Below are 1,458 nucleotides of genomic sequence, written 5' to 3' on the forward strand. Positions count from 1 at the left end.
ACTTGTAATTACTTCAACCATTTCTTCAATCGAACGGAACTTTTCGCCCATTTCTATGACGTGCTCTGCTGTTCCTAATACCGACTGCTCTACATTTTGGATTTGTTCAACAACTATTTCTGATTCCTTCACTCCTGTTTCAACTAGAGCGGTCATATCAATAGATGCGCCTGAAATATTTGATGTAGAATCAGCCATTCTTTGAATACCGATGACCATTTCTTCCATTGCATTTATCACTTCACCATTATTGACCTTTTGTTGTTCACTTCCAGATGCAATATGTAGAATGCTACCGGCAATTTCGTTATTTGACGTATGTACCGTTTGTGCAGATGCACCAATTTGATCAATAACACTTTTCAATTCCTCAGATGTATGCAACACTTCTGTAAAAGTACCCTTTAGCTTTGTCAATGATTCTGAAAACGCCACTTCAAAACGAGTAATTTCATTGTTTCCTTTAAATTTCACAGATTCTAGTTTCTTCTCAGCACCAATAATATTACCTTCAGAAAATTCTACCACTGCTTCCTGTAAAACAGTCAATGGTTGAAGCGTATGATTTGTATAACGGCGAATGAAGAATACCGAAATCACTCCGATTACTAAAGTAATACCCATTACAATTGGCAAAATTGATTTTAATATTTCTGACTTTACTTCTTTTACATCACCAGCTGCTACATCAACTCCAATAAGTCCAATTGTCTCACCATCCGCATCCTTCATAGGGACAATTGCAGATAGTAATTCACCATAGCCCTCAAAGTTTTCTATTCCCGAATGATAGTAACCGTCCTTATTAACCGCTTTCATAATGCCATCATCGATTGTCGATTCTTCTGAACCTATCGGAGCATCCTCTTCATCTCTAGGCAAACCATTAATTAACGATTTTGCTTTTCCACCTTTTTCTACCTTTGTCATTGTATATAAATACTGAACACCATTTTTCACACGAATATCATTTAATTCATCTCGTAGCTTCCAATACAATTCTGATTCTTCCGGATGATCTACTATCTCTTTAAATTTCTCAACATCTAACTGGGACGCAACATTTTCACCGATGCGCACGGTCTGACTCCCTATCGTCTCTTCAACAGATTTATTGGTATTTGAATACAGAGTTATTGAAAAAGCTGCAATTATTAATACGATAGCAATTACAACAAACACAAAAACTTTATTGCTTAACTTAGACATTCCTTTCACTCCGAAATTCCTCCTCTGCCCCAAAATTGGAATATTTTAAAAACTCAAATATATCCTTTGCATTATTTATAATAAACTATATAAAGTTATTTTTGAACTATTTTCACTAAAATTACACAAAAATATTTAGCCCTATCGGCTTAATTTTATAGAAATTAAGTGGAATTTTAAATTCATCAAAAAAAAAGAGCCGCAATAGCAACCCTTTTCCTCATTTTCACTTCACTTTAAACTGTTTAA

Annotated in this window: 1 protein-coding gene; it reads right to left on the reverse strand. The window is 34.6% G+C overall.

The window, feature by feature from the left end; all coding sequences use genetic code 11:
- Positions 1-1,218 (reverse strand): methyl-accepting chemotaxis protein (locus JFL43_RS22100; protein ID WP_200750717.1); only part of this gene is annotated, 1,218 nt, incomplete at its 3' end.
- Positions 1,219-1,458: the final 240 nt, after the last annotated feature.

The sequence above is a fragment of the Viridibacillus soli genome (assembly GCF_016612995.1).
GTDB lineage: Bacteria > Bacillota > Bacilli > Bacillales_A > Planococcaceae > Viridibacillus > Viridibacillus soli.